This window comes from Metallosphaera javensis (ex Hofmann et al. 2022) (genome assembly GCF_022064045.1).
GTDB lineage: Archaea > Thermoproteota > Thermoprotei_A > Sulfolobales > Sulfolobaceae > Metallosphaera > Metallosphaera javensis.
Genome location: NZ_JAKNCW010000020.1, coordinates 12,604 through 38,701 on the forward strand (window position 1 = coordinate 12,604; position 26,098 = coordinate 38,701).

The 26,098-nt window shown below is 47.1% G+C and carries 30 protein-coding genes; 16 read left to right on the forward strand and 14 right to left on the reverse strand.

Features of this window, described 5'->3' with window-relative positions; all coding sequences use genetic code 11:
- Positions 1 to 23: 23 nt before the first annotated feature.
- The gene (locus L3N51_RS10575; protein ID WP_238027185.1) at positions 24 to 422 is read right to left on the reverse strand and encodes a type II toxin-antitoxin system VapC family toxin; all 399 of its coding nucleotides are present in this window, start codon (positions 420 to 422) and stop codon (positions 24 to 26) included.
- Entirely contained in the window at positions 419 to 649 is a 231-nt protein-coding gene (locus tag L3N51_RS10580; protein WP_238027186.1) for a CopG family transcriptional regulator, read from the reverse strand. The genes L3N51_RS10575 and L3N51_RS10580 overlap by 4 nt, the downstream gene beginning before the upstream one ends.
- Before the next feature lie 100 nt (positions 650 to 749).
- Here L3N51_RS10580 and L3N51_RS10585 point away from each other — a divergent pair, with 100 nt between their 5' ends.
- Positions 750 to 1,349, forward strand: a complete 600-nt coding sequence (locus tag L3N51_RS10585) for an alpha/beta hydrolase family protein (RefSeq protein ID WP_238027187.1) — start codon at positions 750 to 752, stop codon at positions 1,347 to 1,349.
- Between the two features lie 3 nt (positions 1,350 to 1,352).
- On the opposite strand, the gene L3N51_RS10590 is transcribed toward L3N51_RS10585, so the two are convergent.
- Positions 1,353 to 1,925 (reverse strand): zinc ribbon domain-containing protein, encoded by a 573-nt coding sequence (locus L3N51_RS10590; RefSeq protein ID WP_238027188.1) that lies wholly within the window; start codon positions 1,923 to 1,925, stop codon positions 1,353 to 1,355.
- 268 nt (positions 1,926 to 2,193) lie between these two features.
- Here L3N51_RS10590 and L3N51_RS10595 point away from each other — a divergent pair, with 268 nt between their 5' ends.
- Genes L3N51_RS10595 through L3N51_RS10605 form a run of 3 tightly spaced genes read left to right on the forward strand, consistent with a single transcriptional unit; the run spans position 2,194 to position 5,304 of the window.
- Positions 2,194 to 2,466 carry an ACT domain-containing protein gene (locus L3N51_RS10595; RefSeq protein WP_238027189.1) on the forward strand — a complete coding sequence of 91 codons (273 nt, stop codon included), beginning with the start codon at positions 2,194 to 2,196 and terminating at the stop codon, positions 2,464 to 2,466.
- The gene (locus tag L3N51_RS10600; RefSeq protein ID WP_238027190.1) at positions 2,467 to 3,807 is read left to right on the forward strand and encodes a PFL family protein; all 1,341 of its coding nucleotides are present in this window, start codon (positions 2,467 to 2,469) and stop codon (positions 3,805 to 3,807) included. It begins immediately after the preceding gene.
- Between the two features lie 39 nt (positions 3,808 to 3,846).
- Positions 3,847 to 5,304: a carboxypeptidase M32 gene (locus L3N51_RS10605; protein WP_238027191.1), complete on the forward strand. Its 1,458-nt coding sequence runs from the start codon at positions 3,847 to 3,849 to the stop codon at positions 5,302 to 5,304.
- 1 nt (position 5,305) lies between these two features.
- Here L3N51_RS10605 and L3N51_RS10610 read toward each other — a convergent pair whose 3' ends face one another.
- Entirely contained in the window at positions 5,306 to 6,052 is a 747-nt protein-coding gene (locus tag L3N51_RS10610; protein ID WP_238027192.1) for an SDR family oxidoreductase, read from the reverse strand.
- A 538-nt stretch (positions 6,053 to 6,590) separates the two neighbouring features.
- Between L3N51_RS10610 and L3N51_RS10615 the strand changes: the two genes are divergently transcribed.
- The 3 genes from L3N51_RS10615 (at position 6,591) to L3N51_RS10625 (ending at position 8,657) form a co-directional block, all read left to right on the forward strand.
- Positions 6,591 to 7,601: a hypothetical protein gene (locus L3N51_RS10615; RefSeq protein ID WP_238027193.1), complete on the forward strand. Its 1,011-nt coding sequence runs from the start codon at positions 6,591 to 6,593 to the stop codon at positions 7,599 to 7,601.
- Between the two features lie 33 nt (positions 7,602 to 7,634).
- Positions 7,635 to 8,030 carry a hypothetical protein gene (locus L3N51_RS10620; protein ID WP_238027194.1) on the forward strand — a complete coding sequence of 132 codons (396 nt, stop codon included), beginning with the start codon at positions 7,635 to 7,637 and terminating at the stop codon, positions 8,028 to 8,030.
- 93 nt (positions 8,031 to 8,123) lie between these two features.
- Positions 8,124 to 8,657, forward strand: a complete 534-nt coding sequence (locus L3N51_RS10625) for a hypothetical protein (RefSeq protein WP_238027195.1) — start codon at positions 8,124 to 8,126, stop codon at positions 8,655 to 8,657.
- On the opposite strand, the gene L3N51_RS10630 is transcribed toward L3N51_RS10625, so the two are convergent.
- The 6 genes from L3N51_RS10630 to L3N51_RS10655 all read right to left on the reverse strand — a co-directional run bounded on the left by L3N51_RS10630 (position 8,658) and on the right by L3N51_RS10655 (position 13,275).
- Positions 8,658 to 9,380 (reverse strand): ABC transporter permease, encoded by a 723-nt coding sequence (locus L3N51_RS10630; RefSeq protein WP_238027196.1) that lies wholly within the window; start codon positions 9,378 to 9,380, stop codon positions 8,658 to 8,660.
- A complete protein-coding gene (locus L3N51_RS10635) occupies positions 9,377 to 10,198 on the reverse strand; it encodes an ABC transporter ATP-binding protein (RefSeq protein ID WP_238027197.1) in 822 nt (273 codons plus the stop codon). The genes L3N51_RS10630 and L3N51_RS10635 overlap by 4 nt, the downstream gene beginning before the upstream one ends.
- Positions 10,199 to 10,602: 404 nt before the next feature.
- On the reverse strand, positions 10,603 to 11,505 hold the full coding sequence (locus L3N51_RS10640; protein ID WP_238027198.1) for a DUF1641 domain-containing protein: 903 nt from the start codon (positions 11,503 to 11,505) through the stop codon (positions 10,603 to 10,605).
- 4 nt (positions 11,506 to 11,509) lie between these two features.
- Positions 11,510 to 11,887: a DsrE family protein gene (locus L3N51_RS10645; protein WP_238027199.1), complete on the reverse strand. Its 378-nt coding sequence runs from the start codon at positions 11,885 to 11,887 to the stop codon at positions 11,510 to 11,512.
- Between the two features lie 6 nt (positions 11,888 to 11,893).
- Positions 11,894 to 13,048: an NAD(P)/FAD-dependent oxidoreductase gene (locus tag L3N51_RS10650; RefSeq protein ID WP_238027200.1), complete on the reverse strand. Its 1,155-nt coding sequence runs from the start codon at positions 13,046 to 13,048 to the stop codon at positions 11,894 to 11,896.
- Positions 13,045 to 13,275, reverse strand: a complete 231-nt coding sequence (locus L3N51_RS10655; RefSeq protein WP_144418723.1) for a sulfurtransferase TusA family protein — start codon at positions 13,273 to 13,275, stop codon at positions 13,045 to 13,047. The genes L3N51_RS10650 and L3N51_RS10655 overlap by 4 nt, the downstream gene beginning before the upstream one ends.
- A 141-nt stretch (positions 13,276 to 13,416) precedes the next feature.
- Between L3N51_RS10655 and L3N51_RS10660 the strand changes: the two genes are divergently transcribed.
- On the forward strand, positions 13,417 to 14,145 hold the full coding sequence (locus L3N51_RS10660; RefSeq protein WP_238027201.1) for an ATP-binding protein: 729 nt from the start codon (positions 13,417 to 13,419) through the stop codon (positions 14,143 to 14,145).
- On the opposite strand, the gene L3N51_RS10665 is transcribed toward L3N51_RS10660, so the two are convergent.
- Positions 14,146 to 14,949 carry a sulfurtransferase gene (locus L3N51_RS10665; RefSeq protein WP_238027202.1) on the reverse strand — a complete coding sequence of 268 codons (804 nt, stop codon included), beginning with the start codon at positions 14,947 to 14,949 and terminating at the stop codon, positions 14,146 to 14,148.
- Positions 14,950 to 15,091: 142 nt separating this feature from the next.
- Here L3N51_RS10665 and L3N51_RS10670 point away from each other — a divergent pair, with 142 nt between their 5' ends.
- From L3N51_RS10670 to L3N51_RS10680, 3 genes are all read left to right on the forward strand, one after another.
- On the forward strand, positions 15,092 to 16,870 hold the full coding sequence (locus tag L3N51_RS10670) for a chloride channel protein (protein WP_238027203.1): 1,779 nt from the start codon (positions 15,092 to 15,094) through the stop codon (positions 16,868 to 16,870).
- A 108-nt stretch (positions 16,871 to 16,978) separates the two neighbouring features.
- Positions 16,979 to 18,349, forward strand: a complete 1,371-nt coding sequence (locus L3N51_RS10675; protein ID WP_238027204.1) for a glycosyltransferase family 2 protein — start codon at positions 16,979 to 16,981, stop codon at positions 18,347 to 18,349.
- A 94-nt stretch (positions 18,350 to 18,443) separates the two neighbouring features.
- Entirely contained in the window at positions 18,444 to 18,911 is a 468-nt protein-coding gene (locus tag L3N51_RS10680) for a peroxiredoxin (protein WP_238027205.1), read from the forward strand.
- Positions 18,912 to 18,922: 11 nt separating this feature from the next.
- Here L3N51_RS10680 and L3N51_RS10685 read toward each other — a convergent pair whose 3' ends face one another.
- Positions 18,923 to 19,195, reverse strand: coding sequence for a hypothetical protein (locus tag L3N51_RS10685; protein ID WP_238027206.1), 273 nt, complete (start codon positions 19,193 to 19,195; stop codon positions 18,923 to 18,925).
- Positions 19,196 to 19,533: 338 nt separating this feature from the next.
- On the opposite strand from L3N51_RS10685, the gene L3N51_RS10690 reads away from it, so the two are divergent.
- Positions 19,534 to 21,129: an APC family permease gene (locus L3N51_RS10690; protein ID WP_238027207.1), complete on the forward strand. Its 1,596-nt coding sequence runs from the start codon at positions 19,534 to 19,536 to the stop codon at positions 21,127 to 21,129.
- A gap of 3 nt (positions 21,130 to 21,132) precedes the next feature.
- Here L3N51_RS10690 and L3N51_RS10695 read toward each other — a convergent pair whose 3' ends face one another.
- Positions 21,133 to 21,735, reverse strand: a complete 603-nt coding sequence (locus L3N51_RS10695; protein ID WP_238027208.1) for a sulfite oxidase-like oxidoreductase — start codon at positions 21,733 to 21,735, stop codon at positions 21,133 to 21,135.
- Between the two features lie 253 nt (positions 21,736 to 21,988).
- On the opposite strand from L3N51_RS10695, the gene doxD reads away from it, so the two are divergent.
- From doxD to L3N51_RS10710, 3 genes are all read left to right on the forward strand, one after another.
- Positions 21,989 to 22,495: a thiosulfate:quinone oxidoreductase large subunit gene (gene doxD, locus L3N51_RS10700; RefSeq protein ID WP_238027214.1), complete on the forward strand. Its 507-nt coding sequence runs from the start codon at positions 21,989 to 21,991 to the stop codon at positions 22,493 to 22,495.
- A gap of 5 nt (positions 22,496 to 22,500) precedes the next feature.
- Positions 22,501 to 23,001 carry a thiosulfate:quinone oxidoreductase small subunit gene (gene doxA, locus L3N51_RS10705; protein WP_238027209.1) on the forward strand — a complete coding sequence of 167 codons (501 nt, stop codon included), beginning with the start codon at positions 22,501 to 22,503 and terminating at the stop codon, positions 22,999 to 23,001.
- A 68-nt stretch (positions 23,002 to 23,069) separates the two neighbouring features.
- The gene (locus tag L3N51_RS10710; protein WP_238027210.1) at positions 23,070 to 23,507 is read left to right on the forward strand and encodes a hypothetical protein; all 438 of its coding nucleotides are present in this window, start codon (positions 23,070 to 23,072) and stop codon (positions 23,505 to 23,507) included.
- Between the two features lie 79 nt (positions 23,508 to 23,586).
- Here L3N51_RS10710 and L3N51_RS10715 read toward each other — a convergent pair whose 3' ends face one another.
- On the reverse strand, positions 23,587 to 24,255 hold the full coding sequence (locus L3N51_RS10715) for a PD-(D/E)XK nuclease family protein (RefSeq protein ID WP_238027211.1): 669 nt from the start codon (positions 24,253 to 24,255) through the stop codon (positions 23,587 to 23,589).
- 111 nt (positions 24,256 to 24,366) lie between these two features.
- Here L3N51_RS10715 and L3N51_RS10720 point away from each other — a divergent pair, with 111 nt between their 5' ends.
- The gene (locus L3N51_RS10720) at positions 24,367 to 25,935 is read left to right on the forward strand and encodes an L-glutamate gamma-semialdehyde dehydrogenase (RefSeq protein WP_238027212.1); all 1,569 of its coding nucleotides are present in this window, start codon (positions 24,367 to 24,369) and stop codon (positions 25,933 to 25,935) included.
- Positions 25,936 to 26,098 lie beyond the last annotated feature (163 nt).

The following is a 26,098-nucleotide window of genomic DNA, read 5'->3' on the forward strand; positions in this document are numbered from 1 at the left end:
TGACTCTTGGAAGGACAGGGATGTCACTCCCCCAGTTCGTCAAGGGAGATCACGTCCACTATCCCTCTATTTTCAACCTTTCTTCTAAGCCTCTCGTCCTCAGTCACCAGAGGAAAGTTAAGCTCACTGGCCAGACTTACGAACGTTGCGTCGTAATAGGTAATATCGTTTGAGATGGCTATCATTTCTATCTTCACCATGTTAACCTCAGTGATTATCATGGTATCTAGGACCTTCTCCACGAACTCGGTTAACCTGATCCCTTCTTCTCTGGAGAGCCTTTTCCTGAGGTTCACCTCTTTCCATACAATGTTACCCAGCTCCGATCTGGCCAGATGTGCCGTGTAGTTTCCTCCCAGCAGGTTCACCTTCCTTTCAAGGATTGCCCTGTAGATTGAGGAGGAGTCGAAGATGTAACTCATCCACTTTCCCTATCCTCCCTGATTGACTCTGTTCCCTCCTTGGCTGACAATTTACGCAATATGTGATCTATCCTGTTCAGCTCGGAGTTCAGCTCCCTGGCTCTGGCCTTCTTCACCTCCAGCATCAGAGCTTTCCTAATGACCTCCGCCTCGTTAATTCCGTACTTCTCCAGCTCCCTCTTCAGCTCCTCAGGTATCCTGACTGAGAGCGTGACGGTTCGACTCATGAATATAAACAGGAAAACAAGGAAAATAAGGTTTACTTTTTGTAAACAGTTGCGTGAACCGTGCAGGTAAGTTTATTCCCCGATATTCACCTACACTCAAATGAATTCAATTGTATTACACGGAAAGGGTTCCTCACCATCCAAGGTGGAATGGCTTTCCACACCCCTCAGGAGGTTCGGAACTGTGGAGGTTCCGGACTTCGATTACGATGTGGAGCAGGGACTGGAGATCGTATTAAGGAAGGATTTTCATTTGGTGGCGGGTCACTCCAGGGGAGGCACAGTGGCGCTCCTCGCGGGGGCTAGGAGGTTTGTGCCCGTGATAGCTGTTTCAGCCCCCACGGACAGGATACTTCAGCTTGAACATCTATCCAGATTTCCTGAGGATAGCGAACAGGGAAAACTCTACAGGTATCTCTCAACCTTCTCCAGGGAAAGGCTAATCGAAACTTCCCCAATCACCTACGCCTCTTCCCTGAGGAATGTACTTCTGATCCACGGCGAGAACGACGATGTGGTCCCCATCATTCATTCGGAGAGATTGTGTGAGAAGGTGAGGGAGGCGGGAAACGAGTGTGAGATGGTAAGACTTAACATGAGGCACTCCCCTCCAAAACACCTGTATCGTGAAATCGAGGACATAGTGGTGAAATGGGTTCAAGGGTTGTGCGAAAAAAGAATACTGACTTGCTTTACGTAGCGATCACGAGATACCTGCCAGTATCTCCTCCATCTGTTGTTGAGATGCGGTTAGATTAAACAGCCTTATTTCAATCAGGGTATTTCCCTTGTATGCCAGCAGGTATGTGTGTGGGTAGAAGAAGGAGTTCTCTGCGTAAATCACCGTATATCCATCAAAGGTTGTAACGTTGAACCCAAAAATACGGTGGAATAGACCTCCATGGAATCCGAACATCATTCTGTCTGCCCAGAGGCTAACGTTGGACGTAAACGTCATGACGTTTACCTTCATTATCACCTTGGTCCCATTCACGTTACCCACAAGAACCTCGTGATCCACTGACTTCACTTGGTGAGGATAGGGTACCGTGACGTTAGTACCATTGGCGTAGTAGATTGAGATAGTGCTGGTTGGATATTCCTTCAGGTACGTTTGATTATCCAGAACCTGCCATGAACCTCCCAGCGCGGATTGAGCGGTTGAGGCTGATAACACCACAGGACTTGGATTGCTCAGTGCAAGGTATATGGGGATAGACACCACAACTGCTACTATGGCGATTCCAGCTATCAGGATGGCTAGTTTCCTTTTCATACTTCACGCTGTTCTTGAGTAGTTATAAGCTTTATCGAAATGACGATTGAAAAAAGATCGTCTTCAGGAAAATTATTTCACTTCCCACATTCATCTTGTTCAGAATTAAAATAAGGTTCCTTAAACAAAATTACCGTGCCAACGTGATATATAACCAGCTTTTCGAGAATATATGATCAAGTTCGAATATTATCAATAATCATTATTCTATGGATCCAAAGATCTCATTTCGTGTTAGCTTTTAAAATCGCATCGCTGTTCTCTCCCTATGGAGACCGCAGTAGTTGTGGTGATTGGAGCCGATAAGCCAGGCATTGTCGCAGGAATATCCTCCAAGCTAGCTGAGAAGAACGTGAATATTGTGGATATTTCACAGACGGTGTTGAGGGGGATCTTCTCCATGATAATGATTGTGGATCTGGACACGGGGCATGTGTCGGTGGGCCAGCTAAGGGAGGAACTTCAAAGGAGAGGAAAGGAACTTGGGGTAGAGGTGCTGGTCTTCCACGGAGAGGTATTTAAATTCATGGAGAGGATCTGAATGAAGTACTCCGCAGAGGAGATAGCAGAAGTAATTAACATGCTGACACACGAGGACCTTGATATAAGGTCCGTAACGCTGAGCATCAACACCCTCTTTGCCGTATCTGACGTGCCGGAGAGAACATTGGAGAAGCTGTCCCTACTGAGGCCTGTACTCTCCAGGTTTTCTGAGGTGGTCAACTCTGTTCAGGATAAACTAGGAGTTAACATCGTAACAAGAAGAGTTGCCGTTTCCCCGGTTCAATACTTTCTGGAGCCCTATCCTGATGTGAAGTACGCGGTAAAACTGGGAGGATTCCTAGACTCTCTTGCTACGGACACGGGAATAGACTACATTGGGGGATTCTCAGCGTACGCAGATAGGGGAATAGGAAGGGGAACGCAGGTCATGTTAGAGGGCCTGGCAGAGACTATGAATTCCACCTCTAGACTATCGGGCATGCTCAACGCAGCTTCCACTCAGGAGGGCCTCAATGTGGATGCCGTCAAACTCTTCACCGCGCAGTTACTGAAAATGTCGCCCCACGCCTCCTCTAGGGTGGCAATTATGGCCAATTCACCACAGGACTCTCCCTTCGTTCCCTCAGCGCATCACGGTCGAGGAATGCCCAACTCCTCCATCAATATTGCCGTTAGCGGGCCTGGGGTAGTTGCCGGGGCCATAAGGAGAGCTAGACCCACAACCTTTCAGGAGCTATACGAGGTGATCAAGAAGGCCTCCTTCAAGGTAACCAGGCTTGGGGAGCTGGTGGGAAGAATGGTGTCAGAGGAGCTAGGTGTCCCCATGGGTTCCGTCGATCTGTCCCTGGCCCCATCCCCAAAGGTAGGGGATAGCGTGGCGGAGATAATCGAGGCCATGGGTATCTCCAGGGTCGGCGGGCACGGATCCCTCACTGCCCTCGCCATACTCATGGATGCGGTGAAGAAGGGCGGGTCCATGGCAACCAACTTGGTAGGGGGACTGAGCAGTGCCTTCATTCCCGTGAGCGAGGACTCCATCATGGCCATGAGAATGAGAGAGGGGTACCTGGAGTTGAACGATCTTCTGGCAATGTCCGCCGTGTGTAACAGCGGGATAGACATGGTAGGAGTTCCTCGAGACGAGGGACCCGAGAAGATCACTGCGCTCATTCTTGACGTTCTCTCCCTCGGGTTAATGCTCAACAAGATAGTGGGGGTCAGGGTTATTCCGGTGGAGGGAAAACCGGGAGAGGAAATGGATCTGGGAGGCCTCCTGGGTAAGGTGGTAGTAGCAAAGATGAAGGATGTGGATAGTTCCCAGTTCACGTCAAGGAACGGGTTCATTCCCACTCCCGTGAAAAGGCTAGAGCTGGGCTAGCCTTCGACATTCTTTTTACCCTTTACCGCACCAGTTCTTATGCTCCAAGAAATTCTTGAAAAGTACAAGAAAATCTGGTCCCTGAACTATTCGCAGGCACTTCTTGCGTGGGATCTAGAAACCTACATGCCAGAGGAGGACTCAGCATTGAGGGGTGAGGTCTTCGCCAACATCTCCACAATGATCAGGGAAATTACAACCTCGCTGGAGCCGGAGGTTGAGAAGGTGAGGGAAGAAGATCTGGACGATTTCGGTAAGGGAGTAATTCGAGTCCTCAAGAGATCGCTGAGATTCTACAGACTTGTCCCCAAGGAGGTCACGGAGGAACTCGATAGGCTGACTTCACAGAGCGTGGTTGTGTGGAGGGAGAGTAAGAGGAGGGGAGATTTCAATTCGTTCAAGCCCTACCTGGAGAGAATTGTGGAACTTGAAAGAACCATTGCTGAGAAGCTGGGCTATGAGGGACATCCCTACAATGCACTTGTAGACCTCTATGAGGAAGGGATAACGGTTAACGATCTGGATAACGTGTTTTCTCAGCTACTTCCAGATGTAAAGGGTATTCTGGAGAAGGTGCTGTCTGAGGGGTATTTCCCCTCTACCCATCCACTGAAGGAAATGAGCTATGATCCTAAGGTAATGGAGGAAGTGAACAGGGAGGTCATTAAGATCCTCAAAATGCCCACGAAAACCTTCAGAATGGACGTATCTGCGCATCCGTTCACCATCAGGATATCCTCCAAGGACGTAAGGATCACCACGAGGTATGAGGGGACCGACTTCAGAAGCACCATCTTCTCAGTGATACATGAGTCAGGTCACGCGATGTATGAGCTAATGATCGATCCAGCCTACGAGATGACTCCCGTGGCTGGAGGTGCCTCAACTGGCATTCATGAAGGACAGTCCAGGTTTTGGGAGAACGTAGTGGGAAGGAGCAGGGAGTTCACCAAGGTGCTATACCCGATCCTGAAAGACAGGCTTTCCATCAGGGATGATCAGGAGTCGCTCTATAAGTACTTCAACATGGTCTCGCCTAGCCTCATAAGGGTTGATGCCGACGAGGTCACGTACAACTTTCATATCGCACTGAGATATGAGATCGAGAAGAACCTCATCTCTGGTAAAGTAAGCGTGAGCGATCTTCCGTCACTGTGGGATGACTTCATGGACAAGTATCTGGGTGTTAGGCCTAAGAGCGACAGCGAGGGGGTCCTCCAGGACATACACTGGTCGCAGGGAAGTTTCGGCTATTTCCCAACATACACCTTGGGTAACGTTCTGGCTGCGACCATGTACCACTTCATAGAGGACTTACCTTCTAAGGTGAGCAGGGGTGACGTAGACGGGATAAGGAGCTTTCTCTCTGAGAAGATCTGTAAGTATGGCGCGGTTTATCCACCAAAGGTTCTCCTGACCAAAGCGTTTGGAGAGGTTTACAATCCCAAGAGGTTGTCGTCCTATCTGGAAAAGAAATACTTGGCCCATTCAAACTAAATCATAGAGAATGGGTCAAGTTATCCATCCTTCCTCCATCTGCCACTATGACCTGACCCGTAATGTATCTAGCCCTTTTACTAACTAGGAAGCTAACAATGTTTGCAATATCCTCAGGCTTCCCCGTGGTATGAAGGAACGTTTTATTCCTGAATAATTCCCTCAATTTATTCCCTTCCTCAGGAGCCTTTCCACCCAATGTCATGTCAGTCTCTATCCAGCCTGGAGCCACAGCGTTAACTCTTATGTTATATTTACCCAGCTCAAATGCCAGTCTTCTAGTCAGTATTATTACTCCAGCCTTGGTTATGGCATAGAACGTAGTTCCCTCTGCAGCAGTTCCTATACCTGCATTACTTGACACGTTGACTATGGATGGGTTCTCCGATCTCTTGAGAAGTGGTAGAAACTCATATGTAACGTAGATTACTCCATTCAGGTTAACTTTTATCATCTCCTCGTATTTTTCCTCGTCGAATTGCTCAAAGGGCATTAGGTACCATATTCCGGCGTTGTTAACCAACGCGTCTAATCTAGGAAACTCCTTTTCTATCTCCTTCTTGGCGTTGCTTACCTGAGCTCTATCTCCCACATTGCACTTCAGGGTAAGCACCCCCATCTCCCTCAACTCCTTTGCCCTATTATCTGAACCGTGATAGAGTACTGCAATCCTATACCCTTCATTAACTAAGGCCTCAGTTATTGCCCTTCCTATACCCCTTGTACCTCCTGTAACCAGAGCATACATAACGTGGAAATGGTACAGGAACAATTTAAGTTTATTAGCTAAGATCATAGTATAACCCAATAATATATTAAGAAATAGAGGAATATTCAAGAAGGGAAATGTCAAAGGGTGGTCTAGAGTTGAGGGTGTTATTAGGGATCATTCTGGCTACTTCAGTCAGTGAACTACTCCGCCCTTACGGACGGAGCATCCCCACCTCACGATGGGGATTTCCTGCTTCTCAGCCAGACCTCGATCCCCTCTCACCCATAGCGGAGGTCCCGTCGAATGGAACCCATCCTTGACGCCCCGTGTGGTAGGAGGGTTACGGAGGGCCTTAGCTCCACAGGCTATCAGGCAGTCCCAACCCTCATTCCTACCAGCTCTTTCAGCCTTGTAGGGCTAAATAAAGTTATGAAGGAAAATAATAAAAATTTTTCTATAAGGGGGTTATCCATCCCCAACCTTATGGATGGGGGCTTCCACCCCCTTAACCCCCATAAAGTTAAACAGGAAATCTGGGAAATTATTTTTAAGTTTTCAAGGATCTCACTACATATTGAAGAGATACCTGGTCTTCTTTGGTATAAATTCAGTAGCACCCTTAACCCTAATGACGCTACACTCTTCCCTGGAAGACGCGATTCTCTCCTCAGTGATTGCGCTACCCATTGGAATCTCCCTTTACCTCTACCTAAGACGTTCTTGGCCCAAGATAGGTCTCTATGACGCTCTCGAAAAATCTAGACTTGGAAGGATACAATTATATGCGTGGACAGTTAGCTATTTTCTCTACCTCTCTTACACCATTGATTATGCCATCTTTTACGAACTAGATTTTCACGGAATGATGGCCTATGCCTTGGTGGCCCTGCTCTCCCTTCTTACTGGCGCAATGTTACTGGGGAGAGGTCAGTTTCTCCTTATACCCCTTGCAATTGCGCAGATTGCACTGGCCTTTCTTTACTGGACGCCCAGTCTTACCCAAACTCAGCCTTCAATAGACTTTCTGGACGTGCTTAACTCTTCCCTGCTCCTGGTATGCATAACCCTTATTCCTTATGCTGATGGGGAACCAAAGATGGCCTGGGTCGTCCCCACCTCTCTCGTTGTGGGAATAGGGGCGCTGTTAGCAGGAGCTTTCCTTGTTACATCCCTTTCCCAGATCTATGGTGCAATCTCCATGATTGGGCTGGTAATGGTTGAGGCTCTGGCACTCAATAGGGTGTTTAGATCCAGGGGGGTAAACTTACTGCTTCCCTTCACTGCTTTCCTCATCTCGATCCTGGTGAGCCTCATATCCCCGATAACCTTCTATAACCTCACCATAGCCCCCTCGGTGGCGCTTCTTTACCTTTCGCTCTTCCTTGGGTTTGCCTATCTCCTATCGGGTGCGGGACGCATTTTCTCATGGATCTCCTCGGCGCTCATGCTGTACGGCCTTTACAATTCCTTTGTGGTCGGAGATATTACGCAACGAATCTCCATCCTCGTGGTCACTCTTCTCGTTATCCTGCTGGGTCTAATCCTGGGAAGGCCAAGGCAAGCTTCAACCCCTAGGGTATTGTGAAAAGGTTTATTATTGATTGAGCATATATTATGTATGGCTCTCTTTAAAAAAGAAAAATTGTACAAGGTAAATGGAGATTTGCAGGAGATAGCCTCCAAGTTCATGCAATATCTGCAAATGGACGGATGGAAAGTCCAATCTAGAACGGAGGGAGATAAGGCTGTGATCCAGGCACAGAAGGGAGGGATTCTCCGCGACATAATTGCTGCGGATAGGGCTCTTACATTCCTCATGGAGAAGACACAGGAGGGAATAAAGGTAACAGTGGGAGTAGGGAAGTGGGTTCAGAACATAGCGGTAACAGCAATCGAGGCTCTCCTCCTCTCTGAGCTCTTCCTAGTGGTGGACGTCCCAGAGATGTTATGGAACGCTCACGTTGAGGATAAGTTGCTTAGGGAACTTGATAATATAGTGGGGATATCAACGTGAAACTCATTCTTAATCTCTCGTGCAAGACAAAGTTTTTTGAGGAATCTCGTTTCAATACATCAAGTTAAAATCTCACACTGCCATATTACCTCTATGAAATCCCTGAAGTATAGCATACCAGTGGCATTGGCCGTTTGGTGGATACCCATTCTCAACGGGATAATTGTAGGATTGGTGGCTGGCTTCTCAGAGAGACGAAGGGACACTGCAGTAATATCCGCTGGCATAGGTTCACTTATAGCCTCAGCCCTCTACCTTTATCTGGCCTTCAAGGTACTTGTGGTACCCATTCTTGGTAACCTTCTCCCAGTGCTCTCAGTAATTTTCTCCATTGTGGGCATTTCTCTAAGCCTTCTATCCTCATATTTGGTCTCCAACAGGACCACCATTTCAGTTGTCACCCCTGAAGGAGCAGAAATGGAGTTTTACGCCAGAAATAACGACGAAATAGAGCAGAGGTTAAGTTCCCTGACTCAGGGTTGCGGAAATCCATCATACAACGTGATAGATGAGAACAACATGATTGTAACAAGGAAGTGCAATGGGTATGAGCTTCAGTATCAGGTGAGGAAGGAAGGGAGGGGTTACAGGGTAAATATAAAGGTTAAGACCAACTTCGATAAATGATCACTTTTCTCTCCATCTAGAGAACCTCATGGCCAGTAATACGAAGATGGGTCCCTCAATTAGGAGAAGAACTAGCGCAATAACGTTGAAATTTGCAAGTCCCGCAACTCCCTGAGTAATTACAGAGGCAGGGGAGGAGGGTATAACCAGAGCTAGATACTTAACTATTCCGTGAAGTTCAGAAAATGGGTAATATATAGGTGGTATAATTGTAAGGACAGTCCCCAGAACACCTGAGATTGCCCAGGAGTGGCGAGTGTAGGGAACAAAGGTTCCAATAATGAAGGCCAAGCCAGTCATGGAGTAGTTAAGGTAACAGGCTATGAGGAAACTGATTAACGCGCTCATGGGGGAAAACACGTGAAGAATAAGTCCTAGGATCACGTATACTATCATGCCAACTGAGGAGAACACCAGGTTCGCAGTAGCCAGCCCCAGCATGTACTCCGCAGGACCTATCCTGGTGGCCACAAGCATGTCCTGCAATTTCATCTCCTTCCTCAACATTACCACATCTGATAGGCTTACCACAGAGTTCGTGGCTATCACTGAGATCAGTCCACCAACGATGGCGTACTGCAGTAGTGCTCCCCTGGAAAGTACGTATACCAAGAAAAGGATTGAGAGGGGGGTGATCATGTAGCTGAAGACGTAGCTGTACCCCCTCTTGAGGAAGGAATATCCATAAAACCACGCAAAAACGATTACATACCTTACATTCAATTTCCATCCTCCCCGTGAAGAATGAACAGGTCCTCCAAGGAAACAGGTTTGATCACAGCCTTACCCACTATCTCCCTCGCCCTGTTTTCGTCCATGTAGGAAATCTGGGTTTTACCAATTAGCCTATCCCCTATACCCTCCACCCTTACCTTTCCACGGAGGGGAGCCAGCAACTCCTCCTTTGTTCCCTTAGCTATCACCTTTCCCCTACCCAACATGACTATGTCCTGAGATAGCTCCTCTGCCTCTTCCATGTAGTGGGTAGTAAGAACGACCCTGGAACTGATGTTTTTTATAACTGACCATACCTCCAGCCTAGAGATGGGATCCAGACCTGTGGTGGGCTCATCCAGAAAGATGAGCTCGGCGTTAGAAGCTAAGGCCATGGCCACAAATACCTTTCTCTTCATTCCTCCAGATAGGTCGTCACACGGTTTATCCCTGACTTCCCATAATCCAATTTCCTTCAGTGCTCTCCTGGATTCCTCCAGTGCTGATTTTATGGACTCTCCCCTGGCAGTTAGAAACATGGTGAGATGTTCAAGGGGGCTGGCGAAACCCACTGGTTTAGCCTCCTGAGGAATGGAGACTATCAGGTCTCTAAGCCTCTCCGCCTCAGATACTACGTCCAGCCCAAGTATTCTTGCCTTTCCAGAAGATGGGAGGAGTTGGGTTGATAGGATGCGCATCATCGTGGTTTTCCCTGCTCCATTTCTTCCTAGCACGGAAAGTACCTTTGCCTTACTCTGAAATGTGACGTGATCCAAAGCAACTGTGCCATCCCTGTAAACCTTTGTCAGTCCCTCAACCTCTATCATAAGTCAGGAATAGGTCTAGCAAGCTTAAATAATCAACACAATTCACGTGATAGTTCCTTTAATTAATCAAAGGTGAACCCATCCTTTTTTAATTATTTCACTAAATATGGTACACAGGAATTAACAACTGTTAAGAAATCTCTGACATAAATACTTAAATACTTAAACTGCTTTAAGTAGTTAATGAAGTCGTATTTCACTATTAAACAAACATCCAATTGTCCCACAAATTATGGATTATATGAATGCAGTATTACCAGCGAAGGGGAAAACTGCAGGCTATTGGCGTGCGTAGTGCCTAGGTTAGCTACTCCCCTGAGCATGGATGACATGAGACCACTTTTTTAGACTTAAGAATAGAAGTAACTTTATTTTAGTTAGTCAAGAATTTATTCTTGAAAAAATTAGGCTTTGAAGTTCTTTCCTATTATCTTCAACATGCCCATCATCACTCCAAGCCCTCTCTGTATATCCGGATCCTTCATCATGGTTATCAGTTTCCCTAGGGTCACGTTCTCAGGATTGGCCAGTATCTTCTTGGCCTCCTCACCGGACCAAACCTCGATCAAGGAACTGAGTGGTGGAGACATAGCCTTGTTCAGGAACTCCAGTCCCTTTGGAAGGAATTCAAATATGAGGGAAAGGGTAGTTCCCAGATTGGTGATTGCGTCATCATTAAGAGCGTCTCTAAGTGACTTGAGGGCATAAGACATGTTTATGAGCACGTCCAGGGTTCCGCTATTCTTGAGATCCATAACCCTATTCAAAACCTCGTTCAGTTCTGGGGCCTTCTCTATCAGCTTTTTCACACCGTCTGATGTCCTGGGATTCATGGAGCTCAGAACTTCCATAAGATTGCTTAGCGTGGATCCCAGGTTCATGATGGCGTCGTCGTTGAGTGCCTCCCTCAAGGATTTCAGGGCATAGGACATGTTAACTAGAACGTCAAGTGTTCCGCTGTCCCTCAATGCCTTCAATCGCATTAGAGCATCCTTCAATGCGTCCGCGTTCTCCAGTATCTGGGCTATGTCATTCTGCTTGGTTTTCATCTCTCCAGCTAATATCATGAGGTTGGAAAGCATGTCAGCTATGCTCTGGATGGCATCGTCATTAAGGGCATCTCTGAGGGACTTGGCCCCGTAACTGAAGTTGATCAGAACGTCCAGGGCCCCGCTATCCTTCAGCTGGCCTACCTTTGTCAGAACTTCGTTTAATGTGGACACATGGTCAAGGAAGTTGGCCAATTCCTCCATTTTCTTTTCGTCCAGTTTCGTAAGCACCTTATCCAAGTTTACCTCCGTGGCCATAATCTCACCATATGGTTAACAGCTGACCCCCTTCCACTTCCATGGAGAAGGAGGTGATCCCAACTATATCGTCAACCAGATCCCCATAATCGTCCTTGTCCAAACCATGAATCTTACTGGCGTAGGAACAGGCAAGGACCCTCAGTTTCCCTGATTTCTTGGCCTTTCTGAAGTGCTGGAAGACGTCCTCATTACTTTCCTTAATGGTCTTGGAGGTGCCAGACTCTACCCTAAGCTCTGGGTTCTTTAGGAAGGCCTTAACTCCGTCCATGGTGGCGAAAATAACCACTTCGTTGTCCAGAGTGGTTGAGATCAGAGCGTGCATCCCCGCGTAGGCCACCCGGTCAAGCTCGTTGGAGCCCAAAATAATTCCAACTTTCATATTCCGTCACACTATGGCCTTGGCGGTTACTGTCCAGTAGAGCTTGTTGTACATCAGCTTGCCCCACCAGTGTACGTAGGAGGGTGGTGGAGGCACCGGTGGCGCAGCATAGTTGAACCTGATATAGGTACCAGAGTCAAGTCCCGTGGCGATGTAGCAGAACACCGATCCGTCATAGGTCTTCTTAAGGCCATTGCCTCTTATTTCATTAACCACGTTATTGGCGATGATGTAGGACTCGAAGTCGGCAGTGGATCCAGCCTTGGAGATCGGGATGTCCGTGGTGTCACCGATCACGAAGACGTTGGAGTGGTCCTTCATTCTTAAGGAGAACTTGTCAGTTGGAATCCAGTTCCTCTTGTCTCCAATGCCCGACTTTCCTATAACGTCGGCACCTGTATGAGGTGGCACTCCTATGGCCAGATCGAACTTGATCTTCTCTCCCTCCTGGGACTCCATGACCTTGTCCTTCGCATTTACATTAGTTACGTTGAACGGTGATACTATCTTTATACCTCTTTCCTGAAATATCTTTATCATCACATCGTTTGTGGTCTTTATTCCAAATATCCCTGGAACCGGGTACGTGTAGACTATCTCAGTCTTATCCCTAATTCCCCTCCTCCTGAGATAATCATCAAGCATTAATGTGGCTTCCATTGGCGCAACGGGGCACTTATGTGGTAGCTTAGCCACATTTATGACCACTGTCCCTCCATTGAACTGATCTAGGGCCTCCCTCAGCTTGAGAGAACTCTCAAAATCCCATGGAGAGTATACAGCATCCTTGTAACCTGGTACCTCATCCCATCTCAGATGAGATCCTGTGGCGATGACTAGGTAATCGTATGAGTGGGACAGCCCGTCGGCAGTAACAACCGAGTGATTGGCTGGATCTATCTTTGTGACCTCACCCTTCTGGCTGTGGAGGAACCTAATCTTGTGGTCCAGTAGCTCCCTCTCGGGCCTAATTAGTTCCATTGGATCCTGCACGTTAAATGGAACCAGTAGTTGCCCTGGCTGGTAAGTATGCTTCTCATTTCTGTCCAGTACTACAATCTCTGCCTCCCCTTTCTCCAGCTCCTCGGGCATCATTCTGGCCATTCTATTGGCAACGATGGTGCCCGCTATTCCTCCTCCCACTACAATTACTCTCTTCATTTTGTGATCACCAGCGTGAACTTCCCGCCCTCATTTTTCTCTGAAACAACCTTGTATCCCTTCTTTGTCACGAACGCCACTACGTCCTTCTTTGTTGCCTCATCCCCTAGGATGGCCTCTACAGCCTCCCCTGGACTTATTTCCTCCAGGACTCCGGAGAGTTCTCCCAGAGGTCCTGCACAAGACTGACCTGTCAGATCTAACTTTTTATATATCTTTAAGGACATTTTTATCATTATATACATCTTCGCCAAGGTTATAAACTTTTATTTAAAAGTGTTTATAATGGATTATTCCATAAAAACTAAATAAAGAGAAGTGATACCGGGCTTCGAGCCTTAAAAGTGAAGTTACTCCAGAATTACTACATGAATTTAGGTACACTGACGCTTGAGAAAGATCAGGTAATTAGAAAGTGCGTGGCGATTCTGGGAATAAGGGGGTCCGGAAAGTCCAACACCGCAAAGGTATTTGCCGAGGAGCTCATCAAGGAGAAAATCCCACTGGTTATAGTGGATCCTGATGGAGAATACAGGGAACTAGATGCCGTTGTATTCGACAGGTTCAATGTGGATCCAGAGGAAGTGGTTAACATTCTCATAGTGGGAAAGAGCGTTGTACTGGACGTGAATGATTGGAACGACGACGTGTTCAAGTTCCTCACCGCTTTCTTCAACGTTCTTTGGGAGACCTCCAAGGTCTACAGGAAGGATCTGTTTGTCCTGCTTGAGGAGGCCCACGAGTTCATCCCTCAGGGAGGTAGAACTCCGCTCAGTGACGTGCTGGTGAGAATCGCCCTTAGAGGAAGAAAGAGGGGAATCGGAATGATACTGGTGAGCCAGAGATCGGCAAAGGTCAACAAGGACGTTCTTACGCAGAGCGAGATCTATTTCCTCCATAAGGTGGTTCATCCAGTGGACGTAAGGGTTTACAAGGAGATATTACCACTGAAATCCAGGGAGATCGAGACGGAGATTAAGGCAATGGAGACTGGGGATGCCATATTTTACAAGGACGGTGAATTGAAGAAGGTGAGGATTAGAAAGTTCGAGGAACTTCCTCTCCTCCTTCAGGAAGGAGAGAAGGCTGAGATCTAACTATCTTTCCACGGGAACTCCAACCATGTTTCCCCACTCTGACCAGGAACCGTCGTATAGTTTCACGCTTGGGAAATTCAGGAGGTATTTCAGGTAGAACCACACGAGAGATGCTCTCGCTCCCGTTCTACAGTATACAACCGTTTCCTGTCTCGAGAGGGATAACTCCAGTTTATGGGGAGGGAGAAGTTCCTCAGTGACCGGATCGAGAAACCTGTTCCACGGTACATTTAAGGCCCCGGGAATATGTCCTGTAACCTGCGTTTCCTCATTGGGATGCTCCGGAGGAGTTCCTGTCTCACCTGAATATTCCTCAGGATATCTGACGTCCAGAAGTTGAAACCTCTCTCCTCTACTGATCTTGGAGAGCAATTCCCACACCATCATCCTTTCACTCCAGTCTGGCTCCTGAGCTTCGTATCTGGATGGAGGGAGCGTTCTTATTTCAACCTCCCTTGGTAACTCCTTAACTTCCCATGCCACCTTTCCTCCGTCTAGGACCTTGACTTCCTCATGACCGAATGCCCTCAATACCCAGAAGGCGTAAAATGCGTATCTGTTATTGAAATCGCTGTACACAACTAGGGAATCATCGCTTGAAATGCCCAGTTCCCCCAGCCTTTTCTCCAGAATTTCCCTTGTGGTGAAATCCCTCCTCACAGGATGCCTTAGGTATCTCCAGGGGAGCTTGACGGCACTGGGTATATGCCACTCTAGGTAAGAATCATCGTAGAAGGTTACCTCCACCACCCTGTAGTTGTTGATTTCCTCCAGTAGTTGGGATGCCGAAATCAAATACCTCATTGATAGAGACGTAGTTTCTCGGTTAATAAAACATTCGAGAATATCACGATAAATCTAATTTTTAATTAATAAGGAAGTTTTCAATAAAGGATGTAGAATATCCAGGACTAGTTTTTTTAAATCGCTAGATTAACGTTTTGTCATGCCTGTAAGGCTATCATCTTTGCCCTATTTCGAGAAGTGGCTAGTTCTGGGTATCATACTTGGGGTAGTTGCTGGTTTCGCATCCACAGTGTTCTACTTACTGCTCCATCTATTTGAGTATGTATTCATCACTAGGTTCGTGGGCATGTCCTATCCTCATCCGCTGGGAGAGGGGGGCACGCTTAACTTCGAGTTTCATCCTGGCAATTACCTTCTTATACCCGTCTCCTTAATGCTGGGAGGACTCATATCTGGGCTTGTGGTATACACATTCGCTCCAGAGGCTGAAGGTCACGGCACGGACGCGGCCATAAGGGCCTACCACTATCTTCAGGGAAAGGTGAGATGGGTTGTAATACCGGTAAAGATATTCGCCTCAGCGGTCACAATAGGATCAGGGGGAAGCGCTGGAAGGGAAGGCCCCACAGCCCAGTTCTCCTCGGGGGTTGGATCGGTTATTGCGGACCTACTCAAACTTTCGCCAGAGGATAGGAGGAGAGCTGTTGCCGTGGGAATTGGTGCGGGGATAGGAACCATATTTAAGACTCCCATAGGCGGTGCGATTCTCGCGTCTGAGATACTTTACAAGAGAGATCTTGAACCGGAACTCATCTATCCAGGGCTAATAGCATCCTCGGTGGGATACACCATATTCGGCATCATTTTCGGCTTCACCCCGGTATTCGGGTATTATACCGGAACCTTCAACCCCTTGAGGCTACCCATGTATGCTCTGTTGGGAGCGATCTCCGGGGTTTTGGCCATCCTCTACGTTAAGTCGTTTTATGGAATATCAGGACTGTTTAAGAGGCTAAGGATCCCCAACCATGTTAAGCCCATGATTGGCGGGGGTCTTGCTGGGTTACTGGCCCTGCTCTTTCCAGAGGTCCTGGGGACAGGATACGGATGGATAAATCTCGCTGAGTTCCAGAGGTTGTCATCATTTTATTCACCCCTGTTTCCTGTTCTGATCCTGCTGGCCTTACTCCCGTTCGTCAAGATATTGGCTACCTCGCTCTCCATAGGATCTGGGGGAAGTGGAGGTGTTTTTGCTCCCGGCCTCTTCATAGGAGCGTTCGTTGGGGTGGACGTGGGTTTGATATTTCATTACCTGTTTCCATTCCTTGTGCCTGACATAGCTCCCTTTGTGATCATAGGCATGATGTCGTTCTTCGCTGCGGCCGGAAAGGTACCGCTGTCAGTTATAGTGATGGTTACGGAAATGACATCAAGCCTTCAACTTCTCCCCGGCGCCATGATAGCTGTGGCCATCTCTTATCTAGTCTCGGGAAATTACACGATCTATAGAAGCCAGGTACCCACCAGGAGGGATTCTCCCGCGCATAAGAGCGAGTACGAGATTCCTGTGATGCAAAGATTGAAGGTAGGTCAATGCAAGAAATATGACGTTAAAGTCTCCCCATCGGCTACTCTGGAAACCGCACTCAAGCTCATGCTGGACAACAACTTCCTCAGCCTCCCTGTGGTTGACGATTCGAACAGGTTCATTGGCATAGTGTACTATAGAGATATCGAAAGGAAGAACCCCTTGGATCAGGTGAGGCGTTACGTAGTGAGGGGTTCTCCCCACGTGACACCCCAGTCCTCGTTGGAGCAGGCGTGGGAAATTATGGCCATAAACAGGAGCAGATGGGTGGCTGTGGTGGATAGGGGAATTTTCCAGGGTGTGGTTACCATGGACTCTTTGTTAACGCTATACGAGCAGGAGGTGCGGGCCTTGACCGATTCTTCACAGGACACGCGAACTTCTAACTAGGCTAGGTCCCGCAGGAAGTGCTCCAACTTGTTGATTTCACATCATGAACTCAATTTGCTTTAACTCGCCACATAGTTTTTAAGCTACTCATTATCATGCTAAACACGAATGAATCAAGTAGATGCATTTTATTTAATATTTGGATCGCTGACGTTATTTCTTTCGCTAATTTACTTCATTCTTAATTCCTACTTCTCCATTAACGTAGAGAGTCCCAGAAGGACAGACTCAAACAGGTTGTCTGACGTAACCGTGCTCATCCCGGTATATGCGGAGAAGCCATCCATATTCGAGAGAGTGATATCCTCCGTTTACGCTCAAGACGTTAAGTTTCTGGTCGTGGGAGATGGTTGTGACGAGCCCTACAGGTCCATCACCTTCAGATATGGAGGAAAATTCATTAGAACACCATCCAGGGCAGGGAAGAGGAACGCTGTTGCTACAGGTATATCGCACGTAGACACCAAGTTTGTTCTCCTCCTTGATAGCGATACAGTGTTGCCTGACGACGGTATAAAGAGGATGTTATCCCTTATGGATGAAGGAGTGGGAGGAGTTAGCGTCAATGTGAGAAATGTGAACACTGGAAATACCTTCTACCTTGCAGAACTCATTGAGAGACTCAAGGAAGCCACAATGAGGGCCGTGAACAGGTCAGGTTACGCTGTCCTTCTCAACGGCAAGTGTTCCCTTTACAGGACTGAACTGGTGAGACCCTTCATTCTCAGCGAGGAGTTCAGGAACCCGAAGTTCATGGGAAGAAGGGCATTGATAGGGGACGATAAACAGCTCACAAACTACGTTATTTCCAAGGGTTACAGGGCACTTGTGGACTTCGAGACCACTGTACTGACATATCCTCCTGAGACAGTAAAGAAATTATATAAACAGCTGATTAGATGGTCAAGGGCAAACTATTACTTCTTCTTCAGGGAAATGAGAGATGGAACCATGTTCAAGAGAGGTCCCCTTTACGTCTTTAATTTCCTTTACACAACAATTCTCCCATTTCTAGTCATGGGAATATCTATCTTTGATATGATATTCCTGGGCTCCACCATTGTGGACACTGACCCCACTGATTACGAACTTGCTCTTCTACACGGAGGAAACTTCATACTTCACTTACTAATGATTCTCGCCAAGAGGATCGTGTTCTCTCTGCTCCTCGGGACAACGACCACTCACTACCCCTTCACGATTCCTGGATCCATATTTCATCATTATCAGGTAAATCACCCTCCTTCCACCTTCCTGGGCTTTCATTTCCCCAGGCTGGGTTTCAAGTATTCTGTAATCCTGATGCATGTGGCAAGCTACCTCACAGCAATTCCCTTCATTTACGCCCTTTGGAGACTTCTTCACGAGGAGAAGCTAAAGACCTTACTGGTGGGTTCCCTGGCTCTTGCCATCCAGCTGGTAGTTAGTATATATGCGCTGGTCACCATATGGGATCAGGACAAGTGGTTAACCAGGTGACTATGTGTTAAATTTACTGGGAAAAATTTCTAGATTTAAATAGTTCATACTCATTGATAAATTAGTTTATATATCCAACTTCTTAATAAAGCCCATGCCTGAAATAGGTGAAATTGCACCAGACGTGGAACTGGTGGATACAGATTTAAAGAAAGTGAAAATATCGGACTTCAGGGGAAAAGTGGTGGTCCTGGCCTTTTATCCAGGTGCCTTTACGCCCGTATGTACAAAGGAAATGTGCACGTTCAGGGATTCCATGGCCAAGTTTAACGAGGTTAATGCTGTGGTCCTTGGTATTAGTGTGGATCCCCCGTTCAGCAACAAGGCCTTCAAGGAAGCAAACAAGCTTAACTTCACCATACTTAGCGACTATAGAAGAGACGCTGTAAAGGCCTATGGGGTTGATATGGAATTTCCACCGCTACCTGGGTATGTTCTTGCCAAGAGAGCAGTATTCATTCTGGATAGGGATGGGAAGATAGTCTACAAGTGGGTAGGTAAGGAATTAGCCAACGAACCTGATTACGAGGAAATCCAGGAAGTTGTTAGAAAACTGAAGTGACTTCCTTTTTATCAACTCGATCCAGCACCACAACCGCAATATCCGTACTCGTCTATTTCCAAGTTGCACACGGGGCAAACGTAACCCGTGCCTGTCGTCTCGTGACACATCTTCCCGTACTGGGAGAGATGGGGATTCATGAGGCTCTGATAGGGATCTTGGCTACGGCTCGTGAGTCTTATTCTCCACGATTTCGTATCTTCCTTAACCAAGGTGAACTCCATTTCCATGTCACTCCCTGTCTTACTTATTGTGGAATCATGTCTCAGGTAAACTTTCCTCATAAATTATCACTATCTCACGGGTATTAATAAACCTATCTGCAAATTGTCTAAAAAATTTTAACTATTAAAAGGGAGTATAGATTGTATTGATAATTTAAACGGGACGTTTTAACGCCTCCACTTTACTGTTAACAGCGCACTTACCTCTTGTTATTGAAGGATAGCCAATTAACATGTTAAATAAAATGAATGATCATGTACTTTAAATCTACTAATTTTATATTTACCATCTATATCAGAAGGGTTTAAAAGATATAAAATTCTAATAATATAAAATCGACGAACTCGCTCTAAATTTTCTAGGAAGACTTAAATAATATTAATGGTATATTACCTTTATGTCCGATCCTAAAGGAATGAAAAAAGAAATCGGGTTAACTTCACTGATAATAATAGGTCTAGCTTCAGCGGTGGCCACAGCCATATTCTTCAGTCCACTGCAGATGACGGAGGTGGCAGGACCTGGGAGTTTGATTGCCTGGGTTATAGCTATCCTCTTCTATGTGACAATATCAATAACTTACATAGAGCTCTCCCAGACCTATCCAGAGGCTGGCGGTCCCTCCAGATATTCAATTTATAGTCATGGATCAGTAACTAATCTAATTAATGCCATGGCAGACCTCCTCTGGTATCTGTTTATTCCACCAATAGAGGCATTTGCAACCATAGAGGGTCTTGACTATATTTTCCCATCCCTTCTCAACTCAGAGGGATTTCCCACTCTCGAGGGCGCTCTTGTGGGAGTGGTGCTAATGTTCGGTTACATTCCTTTCAATTACTACGGCGTAAAGACCTTTTCAAGGATCACCTCTGGGTTCGGTACCGTAAAGTACATTATTTACATATTGCCAGCTTTTCTGCTGTTACTGACATTCCTTAACCTCAAGAACTTCACCGTGTATGGGGTATTACCCTTCGGTTTCGCAGGAATATTTTCCTCAATGCCCTACGCCATGTTTGCCTTCGGGGGAGCGAGAGTAATTCCAGATTTTGCTGAAGAGGTTAAGAAAAAGAGTTACCTAATCTACGCATTGATAATTACCGTGATTGGAGAGGGCCTGGTATATCTACTCTTTGACTTCACCTTCATAGCCAACCTTGATTGGGCCAAACTTGGACTCACGCCAGGGGACTGGAGTTCCTTGAACAAGGTGGTGGGAAATCCCTTCATAGTCCTGGCTAGCACCTATCATTCCGGTTTAGGTCAGGCAGCCCTAGCCCTTCTCCTCATAGGAGGTATAGTGGGTCCTTTCCTCACAGGTTACGTATACATGGGAGGAGGGGCCAGGGTTCTCTTCGCCTCAGCGAGGTCCGGATTCCTTCACGAGAAATTCAAATCACTTCACAGCAAGTATGCAATACCTTACTGGGGTCTGTTGCTCTTTGCCGTTGTTGGCGCAGTCATTGCTTTCCTGTTCGCTCCCGTTCCCAGCATCTATGGTCTGATCGATGATGCCACCGTTGCAGGTTACATTGGGTTCGCCACGAACCCCGTGGCAATGATGGTGTTAAGAAAGCAGGGGGTTACCAAATGGAGGATTAAGGGAGGGACAGTAATATCACCCATTGCGTTCGCTGCTTCCTCGTTAATAGTGTTCTGGAGTGGTTGGCCTGCGGTCCCATACTCTGTAATAATACTTGCAGTCATTACAGCCATTCTGGGAATTGTGGGAAAGGTGAGTGAGGGTATGAAGGAATCCACCTGGTACATGGGTTACATTGCCTTCTTAACTCTCATGACCTACGTGGGTTCAGACGGTGCGCTCAACGTAATACCCTTCCTAACTGCTACCTTGATCACAGTTGTAGTGTCCCTGGTTCTCTTCTACCCGCTGGGGATATATCAGGGGCTCAAGGAGAGAAACTACCTCTATCACCAGGAGGCTTCAGGATCTCACGGTGAGATGAAAAGTGAAGGAGAGAAGGCGTAATGTCTAGATGATTGGTCTTTTTTTACTGTGTCTTCCCCAGAGACCTTTGAACCTTTCCTCGTCCCACACGTTACCTCTCTCATGATATCCCCTTTCTTCCCAGTATCCATCCACATACTCTGGAATCAATTCCATTGAGGTTACCCACTTGGCGCTCTTCCAGCCATAGAGGTGGGGAAAGAAAGGCCTGGCGGGGAAACCTTCCTCTTTGGTTAAGGGTCTTCCGTTCATCATGAGAACCAGGATCGAATCCTCGCTCATAACGTCCTCGAGGGGCACGGTTGCGGTATACCCATCCAGTGAGTAGAAGATCACCCATTTTGCCTCAGGCTTTGGGGAGGCCCTTTCCACCATTCTCCTCAAGTTAATTCCCTTCCACGAAACGTCCAACACGCTCCATCCTGTAACGCAGTGAAAATCCCTCTTGTACTCCATGTCCATCATGTCCAGCAGTTGCTGATAGGTGAAGCTCAACTCCCTTTCCACCAGGCCCGTTATCCTGAACCTGTAATCGTCTATGTTAACCTCAGGCACTCCAAGCGCCGCGTAATAGATGAACCTTTTCACCGGTCTCTGCCCTGGGGGCATCTGCTTCTGATTTTCCATAATTAAACCATGTTGATGAACAATAAAAACATGCGTAAGAATTTATTTCACGCGAATGCTGACGACATCTTATTTTTAAAATGCTTGCGCATAAAGCCGTTTTCCTTTATCTAGAGAAATGAAAAATAATTAGCTATTTAAGTTTTTCATGTTTAAACTTTATTTAAGAAAAACTTAAATTAAGGTCATTCCAGGTTATTGTGGTGATAACGTGGCTGAGAAACAAAGTCTGAATCCCGGAAACTCTACCAGAATGGAGTACCTTTTCCCCATTAGGTTCGCTGTAGGCTGGATGTTTTTGGACGGAGGGCTTAGAAAGGCCGTTCTGAAGCCTGCCAAGCTGGATCCCAATTCGTCTTCCTTCGTTGGAGGAAAGCTGGTAAACTTCCTGCCCCATGCAGGCCCCTTTAAACCGTTCCTGTTAATGACCCTTGAGAACAGAGCTCTGGATGTTTCCTTCCTGACCGTGTTCAGCTACATAGAGATCATCGCTGGCCTCTTCCTGGTGATAGGATTCCTCACCAGGCTCTCCGCTCTGGCAGCCTTATTCATGTCCGTTGGGTTCGCGCCAGCATATTGGCTGGGATCCACATGTGAAGATGAGTGGCAGATTGGCGCTCTCCTTACGGCTGGTTCTGTTGTGTTGATGCTCACCGCAACTGGAAGGGTGTTCGGTGTGGACAGTCTCCTCTACAAGAAGTTTGGTGACAGGCCACTTTCCAAGAGAGTACCGATCCTTAACATGATAAAGCTCTGGTGACCCATATGGACAGAACGGCTGTAATAGCCCTAGTGTTCGGGATACTGGTAATGGGATTCATCTTGGGTACAGGTCAGTGGGCATATGGTAATGTGGTAGGACCGCTGGTTAACTATTCGAAGCTACCCAAACTCGAGATAACTTACATCACTGCCAAGGAGCAGGGTAATCAGACTATGCTCATCATGAATATAACCGACGTGGACGGTCCGGACGCGTATCCTGCCTCCGCTCCTTTGATGGAGATATATAACTCAACTTGGCATGCGTATCTGAATTCCTCTGAAATCGCCAACTACACTATCAAGGTCATTCAGGCACCATGGAATGAGAACAAGAAGGATTACGTAAACTGGTACACCGGATTCGCCATTGTGCTGGGAAGCGAGGCCCAGTTCCAGATGCTTCTTCCAATACATCTGAGTCCCGGAACCTATCATGTCAAGCTATACACCCCTGCGCTGAGTGAGAAGTCAATGGCAGTGGCCAACTTCACCATAAGTTAGATTTTTTCCAATTGTTCAGCTCTAGTTATTTGGCTTAAGGTTTTATATGACGGATAGATAATTGACCCATGAGAAGGAACGTCGTCATTATAGGTGGTATAATACTTTTAATTGGATTGGTTATCGCGGGTGGAGGATTCTTCCTTGCAAAGTCCGGAATTCAAATAACCCAGGTTTCCCTATCACCGGGTCAGGGAAAGACCTTTCCCCTAAAGGGTGGTATTAACAGCATAAGTATAGGTTATAATACGTCTTTACCGCCAAAGATTGAAGTTACAGGTAACATCATAACCACTTCATCCTCAAAGAACGTGGAGGCCCTCCTGATCAATGGAACCTCTCCAAGCGTATACGTGGAGGATAATTCCACTGGTCCCATGGGTATTACCTTGGTTACAACGCAGTTGAACTCCTCCATAGAGGCAGGTGGGTTGGCATTTATAATAGGCCTTATCGTGTTCTTTGTGGGACTAGGTGTGCTGATCTACGGAATTGTAAGGAGATGACCCTCTCGACAGGTATCAGGCCCTTCAGTGCGTAAAGGCTCTAACTGGGTATACAAAGAGGCCTAGTTGAGAGATCCCTTCACTTATCCTTGTCACATTTAGCCCTATACAGGCAATATTCGCATTGCCACTTCATGTCTTCCCTCATCTTGGCCTCTGGTTCTGGAAGTTTCCTGACCTTGAGTGCCTTGTGGAGCATTTCAGCCCTTTCCATGGTTTTCAGGTAAAGTTCCTCGTCAAAATCCACGAGAAATTCCTCCATATCGAAGTTGGACCTATCCACGTATAGGAGGACACCCTTGGACTTGGGAAATGCCTTCATGTAAAGATTAAGTTGGGCCCTGTGCTCCAGTCTCGGTAAGTAACCATTCTTCACCTTGAAGGAGAGACCGTCTACGCTTTTGATCTCCACCAGATATCTTTCCTTCGTAAATTCGATAACAATTAGGTCGTCCGCTCTCCCAGAGATAACTATTTCGTGATTTGTGGGATGGGGAATTCTCAGAGGAAGTTCACTGGTAACTTTCACGCTCGATTCCTTCTTGAGCAGTTCGGCTATCAGCTCATGGAGAGCCTCACCCAGAATGGTGAACCTTGCCGAATCTATACCTGATAACGCAGGCGAAGTTCTGTCATAGTATTGTTTTCTTAAACAGCTCCAGATTTGGGAGGGCCAGTACTCGCCCTCGTAAGGCTCCTTAAACTCGTCGTCCACAATATGTCTATAAATTATTTCCTTTACTACCACGGGTTACATTAGTTAACCCAAATAAAAGGCATGGCGCTGTTCAGTAGAGGAGAAATAACGTAATGGCGTAAATAATTATTAACTTTATTACTGTACGAGAGATATTATGATATGCCCTTTGTAAATGAGAGAACATATCAACGCTATTTACAGGAAAATAGGGAGGAGGAGTTTCACAAGCTGGTGGAAGAAGGGATCAAGAGAGTCGAGGAGCAACTTGGACAGGAGTATCCAGTTCTAATTGCCGACAAGGAGATAAAGACCTCATCCAAATTCACAGTTAAGTCACCCATCGACACCTCCCTGACACTGGGAGTTTTCCAAAGAGACAACGGCGAACTCCTGAGAAATGCCCTTAAGGTGGCCAAGGAGAGCTACCTGGATTGGAGGGATTCGGACTGGAGGGACAGAGTTGAACTCGTAGTAAAGGCTGCCAATGAGTTGAGAAGGATGAAATATGAACTGGCCGCCACCATCACCTTCGAGAATGGTAAAAATAGATACGAGGCCGTGGCTGAGGTTGATGAGACCATTGACTACTTCAACTATTATGCCCAGCTTCTAGAGGAGAATAGGGGTTACATCCGGGAAATGGAAGGTAGAATAGTGAAGGGAGAGCACGGAACCTCAGTTATGAGGCCCTACGGACCCTGGTTAATAATCTCCCCCTTCAATTTCCCCCTGGCAATCACGGCTACCATGACTCTGGGAGCCCTGATCACCGGGAACACCGTTGTGGTTAAGCCCTCTTCTGACACTCCCCTATCCGCATATAAGCTGGTTACCACGTTGAGGAGGGCTGGCTTTCCTGTAGGGACCGTGAATTATGTGACCTCACCCGGTGAGGTGGTGTCCAAGGTGATGGAGGAGAACCTAGATGTGGCGGGATTTGCCTTCACTGGCTCAAGGGAGGTGGGACACAGGCTCCTGAAACAGTTCATCAACTTGAAACCGAGACCCGCTGTCCTGGAACTTGGGGGTAAGAACGCAACAATTATCACCTCCAAGGCTGACCTCAGGAAGGCGGTGGAAGGAACGTTCAGGGGAGCCTTCGGGTTTGGTGGACAGAAGTGCAGTGCCACCTCGAGGGTTTTCGTGGAGAGCGCTGTTTACCAGGAGTTTCTCACCAGGTTCAAGGCAAGGACGGAGACTGCCCAGATAGGAGATCCAAGACTGAAGACCACGTTTCTGGGACCCCTGATTAACAGGGGTGCGGTGGACAAGTTCAGGAGATACGTGGACCAGGCCATATCTGAGGGCGGAAGGATAATCACTGGTGGAAGGGTCAGAGAGGACACAAGAAGCTATCTGGTGGAGCCCACCATTATAGCTGACCTTCCTTACACCAGCTCCCTGTGGAGGACTGAACTCTTTGTGCCCATTGTGCTGGTGAAGGAAGTAAACGATCTAAAGGAGGCGGTTAAGCTCGCTAACGATGTGGACTATGGCCTTACAGCAGGAATATTCTCTCAAGACCCAGATGAGATAGAGTACTTCTTCAGGAACGTGGAGGCCGGAGTCGTATATGCCAACAGGGAGTCTGGATCCACCACTGGAGCAATGCCGGGAGTACAACCCTTTGGGGGATGGAAGGACTCCGGCTGGACAGGAAGAAACGCGGGCGGGCCTTACTATCTCCTCTCCTTCATGAGGGAGCAGGCCAGAACAACATATGACTAACTTATCCTAGTTCCTGTAATGAGGGGAAGAAGTTTTAACGTCCTTATGTACTCCGTCCATATCTTAGATAGGTCCTGCTCATTCACATGTAGCATTTCCCTGAACTTGACGTCAGTGCCTCGGCCCTTGAAAAGTTTTTTACCAGGGTAATACGCGTTTTGAA

Bases quoted from the DNA above. Each gene is read 5' to 3' on its own strand.
- L3N51_RS10665 (WP_238027202.1), bottom strand. From the start codon at position 14,949: ATGAGGTATTTGATTTCGGCATCCCAACTACTGGAGGAAATCAACAAC.
- L3N51_RS10605 (WP_238027191.1), top strand. From the start codon at position 3,847: ATGCTCCAAGAAATTCTTGAAAAGTACAAGAAAATCTGGTCCCTGAAC.
- L3N51_RS10635 (WP_238027197.1), bottom strand. From the start codon at position 10,198: ATGATAGAGGTTGAGGGACTGACAAAGGTTTACAGGGATGGCACAGTT.
- L3N51_RS10575 (WP_238027185.1), bottom strand. From the start codon at position 422: ATGAGTTACATCTTCGACTCCTCCTCAATCTACAGGGCAATCCTTGAA.
- L3N51_RS10595 (WP_238027189.1), top strand. From the start codon at position 2,194: ATGGAGACCGCAGTAGTTGTGGTGATTGGAGCCGATAAGCCAGGCATT.
- L3N51_RS10690 (WP_238027207.1), top strand. From the start codon at position 19,534: ATGTCCGATCCTAAAGGAATGAAAAAAGAAATCGGGTTAACTTCACTG.
- L3N51_RS10660 (WP_238027201.1), top strand. From the start codon at position 13,417: ATGAATTTAGGTACACTGACGCTTGAGAAAGATCAGGTAATTAGAAAG.
- L3N51_RS10640 (WP_238027198.1), bottom strand. From the start codon at position 11,505: ATGGCCACGGAGGTAAACTTGGATAAGGTGCTTACGAAACTGGACGAA.
- L3N51_RS10670 (WP_238027203.1), top strand. From the start codon at position 15,092: ATGCCTGTAAGGCTATCATCTTTGCCCTATTTCGAGAAGTGGCTAGTT.
- L3N51_RS10600 (WP_238027190.1), top strand. From the start codon at position 2,467: ATGAAGTACTCCGCAGAGGAGATAGCAGAAGTAATTAACATGCTGACA.
- doxD (WP_238027214.1), top strand. From the start codon at position 21,989: ATGGAGTACCTTTTCCCCATTAGGTTCGCTGTAGGCTGGATGTTTTTG.
- L3N51_RS10675 (WP_238027204.1), top strand. From the start codon at position 16,979: ATGAATCAAGTAGATGCATTTTATTTAATATTTGGATCGCTGACGTTA.
- L3N51_RS10695 (WP_238027208.1), bottom strand. From the start codon at position 21,735: ATGGAAAATCAGAAGCAGATGCCCCCAGGGCAGAGACCGGTGAAAAGG.
- L3N51_RS10710 (WP_238027210.1), top strand. From the start codon at position 23,070: ATGAGAAGGAACGTCGTCATTATAGGTGGTATAATACTTTTAATTGGA.
- L3N51_RS10585 (WP_238027187.1), top strand. From the start codon at position 750: ATGAATTCAATTGTATTACACGGAAAGGGTTCCTCACCATCCAAGGTG.
- L3N51_RS10620 (WP_238027194.1), top strand. From the start codon at position 7,635: ATGGCTCTCTTTAAAAAAGAAAAATTGTACAAGGTAAATGGAGATTTG.
- L3N51_RS10650 (WP_238027200.1), bottom strand. From the start codon at position 13,048: ATGAAGAGAGTAATTGTAGTGGGAGGAGGAATAGCGGGCACCATCGTT.
- L3N51_RS10590 (WP_238027188.1), bottom strand. From the start codon at position 1,925: ATGAAAAGGAAACTAGCCATCCTGATAGCTGGAATCGCCATAGTAGCA.
- L3N51_RS10580 (WP_238027186.1), bottom strand. From the start codon at position 649: ATGAGTCGAACCGTCACGCTCTCAGTCAGGATACCTGAGGAGCTGAAG.
- L3N51_RS10680 (WP_238027205.1), top strand. From the start codon at position 18,444: ATGCCTGAAATAGGTGAAATTGCACCAGACGTGGAACTGGTGGATACA.
- L3N51_RS10720 (WP_238027212.1), top strand. From the start codon at position 24,367: ATGCCCTTTGTAAATGAGAGAACATATCAACGCTATTTACAGGAAAAT.
- L3N51_RS10625 (WP_238027195.1), top strand. From the start codon at position 8,124: ATGAAATCCCTGAAGTATAGCATACCAGTGGCATTGGCCGTTTGGTGG.
- doxA (WP_238027209.1), top strand. From the start codon at position 22,501: ATGGACAGAACGGCTGTAATAGCCCTAGTGTTCGGGATACTGGTAATG.
- L3N51_RS10655 (WP_144418723.1), bottom strand. From the start codon at position 13,275: ATGTCCTTAAAGATATATAAAAAGTTAGATCTGACAGGTCAGTCTTGT.
- L3N51_RS10645 (WP_238027199.1), bottom strand. From the start codon at position 11,887: ATGAAAGTTGGAATTATTTTGGGCTCCAACGAGCTTGACCGGGTGGCC.
- L3N51_RS10685 (WP_238027206.1), bottom strand. From the start codon at position 19,195: ATGAGGAAAGTTTACCTGAGACATGATTCCACAATAAGTAAGACAGGG.
- L3N51_RS10610 (WP_238027192.1), bottom strand. From the start codon at position 6,052: ATGTATGCTCTGGTTACAGGAGGTACAAGGGGTATAGGAAGGGCAATA.